This window comes from Mycobacterium sp. E136 (genome assembly GCF_001666865.1).
Classification (GTDB): Bacteria; Actinomycetota; Actinomycetes; order Mycobacteriales; family Mycobacteriaceae; genus Mycobacterium.
Map to the genome: position 1 here is coordinate 1 of NZ_LZJE01000329.1, position 1060 is coordinate 1060.

Consider the following 1060-nt stretch of genomic DNA (forward strand, 5'->3'; position numbering starts at 1 on the left):
CGGGGCGGCTTTCGTTTGATCGGGGTTAGTCGGTGTCGCGGCGGTCGTTGGTCAACGACGGTGGTGTCAGACTGATATGCGCGGGTTGGGTACCGCAAGACGATGGTTCGGCGCGAACGGTGGCTGCTCTCTAGGGACGGGCGTCACACCAGTACTTCGGGGAGTGCTGTTGTGGCTCATAGCTGTAACGCAGGTCCAGTTCGCCTACCTCGCCGTCGACCGGCTGACTCCGATCAAGTTCGGTGGCGGTTGTTAGTTCAGTGTGGCCAGTGACCAGCACCAGCCGGCCAGTTCACGGGCCACCGCGACGTTGGCCACCACGTGGTGTTTCTTACGTTCGTTGAACCGGCACCACTGCTGGTGCAGGCGCCGGTTTCCGGCATGCCCGCGATCCTTGAGCGCCGGGTCGACCCTGGCCCAGCGTGCCCGCATCGTCGGTCCAGGATTGCGGTAGGTCGCCCGGTGATGCCACGCCGCCTCGATCAACAATCGCCGCACATGGGCGTTGCCGGCTTTGGTGATCGAGCCCTGCACCCGGGATGCACCCGAGGAGTACTCGGTGGGGACCAAGCCGACGTAGGCGCCGATCGAGGCGCCAGTGAACCGGGTCCAGTCACCGATCTCGACGCTCAACGCCAGCCCGGTCAGCGCCGAAATCCCCCGTAGACACCCCAATCGATTGACCGGGTCAGCCCAGCGCGGCGAGGCTGCCACGGTGACGATCTGCTGGTCGAGACGATCTCTGGCGGCGGTGGCAGTCAAGACGGCGTCGAAGTGATGGTCGAATGCCGCCATGGTGTGGGAATCGTCGAATCGTTGTCGACGAAGCCAGGTTTCGTGCACCCCGTTCCATGCCTGCCCACCGCAGTACACCCGGCCCTGGCGCAGCAGTAGTTTGGACAATCGATGCCGGACCCGCATCAGATCAGCGCGCGCGTCTTCACGCGCACGCACCAGATCGCGCACCGCCTCCACGTCGGCCTCGGGCACGGTGACCGCGGTGATCTCGCCCAGACGCAGTAACCGGGTCAGATGCGCGGCATCGCGGGCATCGGTCTTG

At 65.2% G+C, this 1060-nt stretch carries 1 protein-coding gene; it reads right to left on the reverse strand.

Going from position 1 to position 1060, the window contains the following annotated elements:
* Window positions 1-252 precede the first annotated feature (252 nt).
* The coding region (locus A5698_RS21865; RefSeq protein ID WP_068301049.1) for an IS110 family RNA-guided transposase at window positions 253-1060 on the reverse strand (808 nt) is incomplete at its 5' end.